Source organism: Pseudonocardia sp. (genome assembly GCF_025465255.1).
Taxonomy (GTDB): Bacteria; Actinomycetota; Actinomycetes; order Mycobacteriales; family Pseudonocardiaceae; genus Pseudonocardia.
Window position 1 is genome coordinate 1 of sequence record NZ_JAODNI010000087.1, and the last position, 4,163, is coordinate 4,163.

Consider the following 4,163-nt stretch of genomic DNA (forward strand, 5'->3'; position numbering starts at 1 on the left):
TCTCCCAGGGCGTGCCGATGATCTCCCACGGCGACGAGCTCGGCCGCACCCAGGGCGGCAACAACAACGTCTACTGCCAGGACAACGAGATCAGCTGGGTCGACTGGGACGCCGCCCGCGAACACGACGTCCTCACCGAGTTCACCGCCCGCCTCGTCGCCCTGCGCACCGAGCACCCGATCTTCCGCCGGCAGCGGTTCTTCCAGGGCCGCCCGATCCACGGCTCGAGCATCGACGACATCGCCTGGATGCGCCCAGACGGCCGGCACATGGACGACGGGGACTGGAACCGCGCCCAGACCAGGTCGGTGATGATCTACCTCAACGGTGAGGGCATCCCGGACCGCAACCAGCTCGGCGAGCGGATCGTCGACGACTCGTTCCTGCTGCTGGTCAACGCCCACCACCAGCAGACCACGTTCACCCTGCCCGACGAGTCCTACGGGAAGGTCTGGCAGACGGTGGTCGACACCTTCGACCCGCTGCTCGCGAACACCCGCCGTCGGCACCCGCGGCCGGGAGCACGGCTGCGGGTCCCGGCGCGCTCGATGCTGGTGCTGCGCTGCCGGTACTGACCCGTTCCGTGCGCGTTCTCCCGGAGGGGCGCGGTCTGATCACGGTGACGCTGGCCGCCCGGGCCGCCGCTGCATAGGGTCTGCGCCGTGGCCCACCCTCTCCGCGTCGTGATCGCTCCGGACTCCTTCAAGGGCTCGCTCGACGCGGCCGACGTCGCCGAGGCGATCGCCGCGGGCTGGCACAGCCGGCGCCCGGACGACGTGCTGGAGCTGATGCCGCTGGCCGACGGCGGCGAGGGCACCCTCGACGCGCTCGGTCACGGCCTGCCCGAGGAGTGTCTCCGCACGGCCACCGTCAGCGGGCCGGACGGCAAGCCTGTCCAGGCGCGGTGGCTGCTGCGCCCGGACGGGACAGCCGTCGTCGAGCTGGCGTCGGCCGCCGGGCTGTCCCTGCTCGACGAGCTCGACCCGATGGGGGCGACCACCCGCGGCGTCGGCGAGCTGCTCCGGCTCGCGGTCGAGGATCCCGGCACCCGGCGGATCATGCTCGGCCTCGGCGGATCGGCGACCAACGACGGCGGCACCGGCGCGCTCGTCGCCCTCGGCGCCCGGTTCCTCGACGCGGACGGGAACGATCTCCCGCCCGGCGGCGGGGCGCTCGCCCGGCTCGCCCGCGCGGACCTGTCCGAGCTGGTTCCGAGCCCGTCCGAGGGCATCGAGTACCTGGTGGACGTGACGAGCCCGCTGCTCGGGCCGCACGGTGCGGCCGCGGTGTTCGGGCCGCAGAAGGGCGCGATTCCGCAGCAGGTCGAGGAGCTCGACGCCGCGCTCGGCAGGCTGGCGGCGGTACTCGGCGTGAGCGGCGAGGAGCCCGGCTCGGGCGCCGCGGGCGGCACGTCGTTCGGGCTGCTCGCCTGCTGGGGCGGCCGGATGGTGAGCGGTTCGGCGACCGTCGCCGCGGTGGCCGGGCTGGAGGCCGCGGTGCCCGCCGCGGACCTGCTGATCACCGGTGAGGGCCGGTTCGACTCGCAGTCCACCCGCGGCAAGGTCGTCGGGAACGTGCTCACCGTGGCGGCACCGACGCCGGTGGCGATCGTGGCGGGCCAGGTCGCGGCGGACCTGCAGCCGCCCGCCGTCGCCGCCGTGTCCCTGACGGAGCTCGCGGGCTCCGCCCGGGCGTCGATGGCCGACCCGGCGCGGTGGCTCGCCGCGGCCGGAACCGCGCTCGCCGAACGTCTTCCCGAGGGGCTCGGTGCCGCGCGCTGACCGGCGCCCGGCTCACCCGGGATCGGCGGACCCGGGCTGCTCCTTCGTGAGGTGCAGCAGCCAGTCCGAGGCGGTCCGGATCAGGGCGTAGCGGCGCGCGCCGAGCCGTCCGTGCAGGGTGAAGACGAGCCGCCGCTCGTCGCGGTCGTGCTCCTCCCACCAGCCGATGTCCGCGATGTCCTTGTCCGCGTCGGAGTAGGTCAGGTGCTCGAGGTCGTGGTCCGGCACCGCCACCGCGAGACGGTTCGCGCCGGACCGCTCGGGCAGCCCCTTCGGCACCGCCCAGGACCGCAGCACCCCGCCCTCCTCGAGCCGCAGGTCGAAGTGGTGCCGGGGACGGCGGTGCTCGTGCAGCACGAACGCCGGGCGCGAGGTCACCGGTCCAGTGTGCCGCCGCGCGTGTTGACACCCCACCGGCCGTCCTCCAATATTCATCTGCGCAACTGTTCAGGTGTTGCCCATGACCAGGAGGCTCCCGATGTCCCAGGCCGCCACACTCCCCGTCTCCGCGGCACCGGTCGTCCCGGTCCGCGAGCTCGTCCCGTGGGCGATCTTCGCCGGGGTCATCCTGCTGGCCCTGCTCTACCTGGTCGGCATGGACCAGGGCGCCACCTCGGTGTTCTCCGGCAGCATGGTGCACGAGTTCGTGCACGACGGCCGCCACCTGCTCGGCTTCCCCTGCCACTAGTCCTGAACCAGGAACGCGACCTCCCATGGTGAGAACCCTCCTGATCCGCGGCATGATCTCCGGGATCGCCGCCGCCGTGCTGACCTTCGTGTTCCAGTACCTCGTCGGTGAGCCCGCCCTCGACGGCGGGATCGCCTTCGAGGAGCGGCTCGGCGAGGCGGCCGGCGAGCCCGCGGGTGTCGAGATGGTCAGCCGCGGCACGCAGAGCACCGTCGGCCTGGCCGTCGCGCTACTCCTCTACGGGGTCGCGATCGGCGGGATCTTCGCGCTGGCCTTCGCGGCCGCGTACGGCCGGCTCGGGCGGCTGAGCGGGCGGGCGACGTCCGCGGTGCTGGCGCTCGTGGGCTTCGTCGTCGTGGTCGTCGTGCCGTTCCTGAAGTACCCGGCGAACCCGCCGGCGTCGAGCATCGACGACACGATCGGCGCCCGCACCGGCACGTACGTCCTCATGGTGGCGGCCTCGGTGCTCGTCGCCGCGGGCGCGGTGCTGCTCGGCCGCCGGCTCGTGGCCCGTTTCGGAAGCTGGAACGGCGTGCTCCTGGCGGCGCTGGGCTACGTCGTCGTCATGGGCGTCGTCGGTGCGCTCCTGCCGGTGGTCGACGAGACCCCGGCGGGCTTCCCGGCCACCGTGCTCTACGACTTCCGGCTCGCCTCGCTCGGCGGCCAGCTGATGCTCTGGACCGTGCTCGGGCTCGTCTTCGGCGCCCTGGTCGACCGCGGGTCGCGGCGGATCGACCGGGCCTCCGTGGAGCCCGCGAGCCGATAGACCATGATCACGTTCCTCCGCGGCCCCCGCCGCGCTGCTCGTCGCGGTCGCGCTCGTACCGCTGGGTGGCGGCGTCGCGTCCGCGCACAGCGGTGGCCTCGAGCCCTCGCCCGCGCTCCCCCGGATCGTGCCGGGGCGCAGGCTCCTCGGCCATGACCTCCGCACCGGAACGCCTGTCCTCCGACCCGGCTGCGGAGCTCCCGGGACCGAGCGGTTCCCAGCCCTGCTCGAGTCCGTGGCCCTCGCAGGAGGAGACGACCGTGCACGCGATGCAGTACTCGATCACCCTGCCTCTACGAGGTCCTTGCACCTCTCCTCGCCGGGGCGACGGACCTGCCCCACGGCCGGCGGCTGCTCGCCGCCCCCTCCTCGACCCCAGGAACCGAGGCACGCGGCTGCGGCCGGAGCCGAGCGATCATCGGCGACGGCCGGGTCGGTGTAGTCGCAACCGTCACCCGGACGAGTGTCGCAGCAGGTGTCAGAACTACGTACACCCGATCTCCCGGCGAGCCGAGCTCGACGAATCGCCAGGTCGTCGTCGGCCTGACCGGCGTTTCGGCACGGAACGGACGTGCTCGACGACCAGCGATGATCGTCTCGTCGGACACGCGCGCTCCGCGGCCTTGTCCCGTCCCCGAGCCTGTGACAATCTCGCACCTCTCGCAACCGCTTAGTCAGCAGCACCTGCCGGTGCTTCAGCGGTAATCCAACTCAGAGGCTCGAGCCCTGCGCGGTCCAGGGCGATGCACGGTCGTGCCGACACGGCCGCCCGTCCGTGCACTACGCCGAGTGGTGCACCACCACCCAGGATTGCGCGCACAGAGGTGTGCGATGTTCTGCGAACGACACGACGTCCTTGTCGAGACACCACAACCCAGCACCGCGCGGCCCCGCCGATCCGGTGTCGGCGACGAGATCGACGCCCTGG

The 4,163-nt window shown here is 72.9% G+C and carries 5 protein-coding genes and 1 pseudogene; 4 read left to right on the plus strand and 2 right to left on the minus strand.

All coding sequences use genetic code 11. The features are described 5' to 3' along the window. Together JWP64_RS09060 and JWP64_RS09065 are read left to right on the plus strand one after the other, a co-directional pair. A pseudogene (locus JWP64_RS09060) lies at positions 1-575 on the plus strand (glycogen debranching enzyme); the annotation flags it as partial. A gap of 87 nt (positions 576-662) precedes the next feature. Next, the gene (locus JWP64_RS09065; RefSeq protein ID WP_297494513.1) at positions 663-1,781 is read left to right on the plus strand and encodes a glycerate kinase; all 1,119 of its coding nucleotides are present in this window, start codon (positions 663-665) and stop codon (positions 1,779-1,781) included. A 12-nt stretch (positions 1,782-1,793) separates the two neighbouring features. On the opposite strand, the gene JWP64_RS09070 is transcribed toward JWP64_RS09065, so the two are convergent. Then, on the minus strand, positions 1,794-2,159 hold the full coding sequence (locus JWP64_RS09070; RefSeq protein ID WP_297494516.1) for a DNA polymerase ligase N-terminal domain-containing protein: 366 nt from the start codon (positions 2,157-2,159) through the stop codon (positions 1,794-1,796). 100 nt (positions 2,160-2,259) lie between these two features. Here JWP64_RS09070 and JWP64_RS09075 point away from each other — a divergent pair, with 100 nt between their 5' ends. Both JWP64_RS09075 and JWP64_RS09080 read left to right on the plus strand, forming a co-directional pair. Next, a complete protein-coding gene (locus tag JWP64_RS09075; protein WP_297494526.1) occupies positions 2,260-2,469 on the plus strand; it encodes a CbtB domain-containing protein in 210 nt (69 codons plus the stop codon). Between the two features lie 25 nt (positions 2,470-2,494). Then, entirely contained in the window at positions 2,495-3,235 is a 741-nt protein-coding gene (locus JWP64_RS09080; protein ID WP_297494520.1) for a CbtA family protein, read from the plus strand. A 7-nt stretch (positions 3,236-3,242) separates the two neighbouring features. Here JWP64_RS09080 and JWP64_RS09085 read toward each other — a convergent pair whose 3' ends face one another. After that, positions 3,243-3,521, minus strand: a complete 279-nt coding sequence (locus JWP64_RS09085; RefSeq protein WP_297494523.1) for a hypothetical protein — start codon at positions 3,519-3,521, stop codon at positions 3,243-3,245. Positions 3,522-4,163: the final 642 nt, after the last annotated feature.

Bases quoted from the DNA above. Each gene is read 5' to 3' on its own strand.
- JWP64_RS09075 (WP_297494526.1), top strand. From the start codon at position 2,260: ATGTCCCAGGCCGCCACACTCCCCGTCTCCGCGGCACCGGTCGTCCCG.
- JWP64_RS09080 (WP_297494520.1), top strand. From the start codon at position 2,495: ATGGTGAGAACCCTCCTGATCCGCGGCATGATCTCCGGGATCGCCGCC.